This window comes from Bacillus cereus group sp. BfR-BA-01350, from assembly GCF_022663775.1.
Lineage (GTDB): Bacteria > Bacillota > Bacilli > Bacillales > Bacillaceae_G > Bacillus_A > Bacillus_A paranthracis.
This window is the reverse complement of sequence record NZ_JAKUGD010000034.1, coordinates 1-740: the sequence shown is the minus strand read 5'-3', so window position 1 is coordinate 740 and position 740 is coordinate 1. Positions and strand designations below refer to the sequence as shown.

Sequence of the window (740 nt, the reverse complement as noted above, 5' to 3'; positions counted from 1 at the left end):
CGCGCCCGAGAGGAGTCGAACCCCTAACCTCTTGATCCGTAGTCAAACGCTCTATCCAATTGAGCTACGGGCGCATATGGTGCCGAGGGCGGGGGTCGAACCCGCACGGTGGTCACCCACCGCAGGATTTTAAGTCCTGTGCGTCTGCCTGTTCCGCCACCCCGGCATGTCATATTGAAAATTGGAGCGGAAGACGGGATTCGAACCCGCGACCCCAACCTTGGCAAGGTTGTATTCTACCACTGAACTACTTCCGCAAGACATGTTTGAGTTATTTCATTAAAAGTGCGGGTGAAGGGAGTCGAACCCCCACGCCAAAGGCGCTAGATCCTAAGTCTAGTGCGTCTGCCAATTCCGCCACACCCGCATATTTCATTAAAAATGGTGAGCCATGAAGGACTCGAACCTTCGACCCTCTGATTAAAAGTCAGATGCTCTACCAACTGAGCTAATGGCTCTTACAATAAAAACTGGTGCCGACTAGAGGACTTGAACCCCCAACCTACTGATTACAAGTCAGTTGCTCTACCAATTGAGCTAAGTCGGCTAAATGGTGGAGGATGACGGGATCGAACCGCCGACCCCCTGCTTGTAAGGCAGGTGCTCTCCCAGCTGAGCTAATCCTCCGGATTGCCTGGCAACGTCCTACTCTCACAGGGACAAGGTCCCAACTACCATCGGCGCTAGAGAGCTTAACTTCCGTGTTCGGTATGGGAACGGGTGTGACCTCTCTGCCATCA

At 53.2% G+C, this 740-nt stretch carries 7 tRNA genes and 1 rRNA gene; all 8 read right to left on the bottom strand.

Features of this window, described 5'->3' with window-relative positions:
- Positions 1-74: transfer RNA gene (locus tag MR147_RS26755), tRNA-Arg, on the bottom strand.
- A gap of 3 nt (positions 75-77) precedes the next feature.
- Positions 78-166, bottom strand: a tRNA-Leu gene (locus MR147_RS26750).
- Positions 167-182: 16 nt separating this feature from the next.
- Positions 183-257: transfer RNA gene (locus MR147_RS26745), tRNA-Gly, on the bottom strand.
- A 29-nt stretch (positions 258-286) separates the two neighbouring features.
- A tRNA-Leu gene (locus MR147_RS26740) sits at positions 287-367 on the bottom strand.
- A gap of 15 nt (positions 368-382) precedes the next feature.
- A tRNA-Lys gene (locus MR147_RS26735) sits at positions 383-458 on the bottom strand.
- A 13-nt stretch (positions 459-471) separates the two neighbouring features.
- Positions 472-547, bottom strand: a tRNA-Thr gene (locus MR147_RS26730).
- Between the two features lie 4 nt (positions 548-551).
- Positions 552-627: transfer RNA gene (locus MR147_RS26725), tRNA-Val, on the bottom strand.
- A 5-nt stretch (positions 628-632) separates the two neighbouring features.
- Positions 633-740, bottom strand: a 5S ribosomal RNA gene (gene rrf / locus MR147_RS26720); the annotation flags it as partial.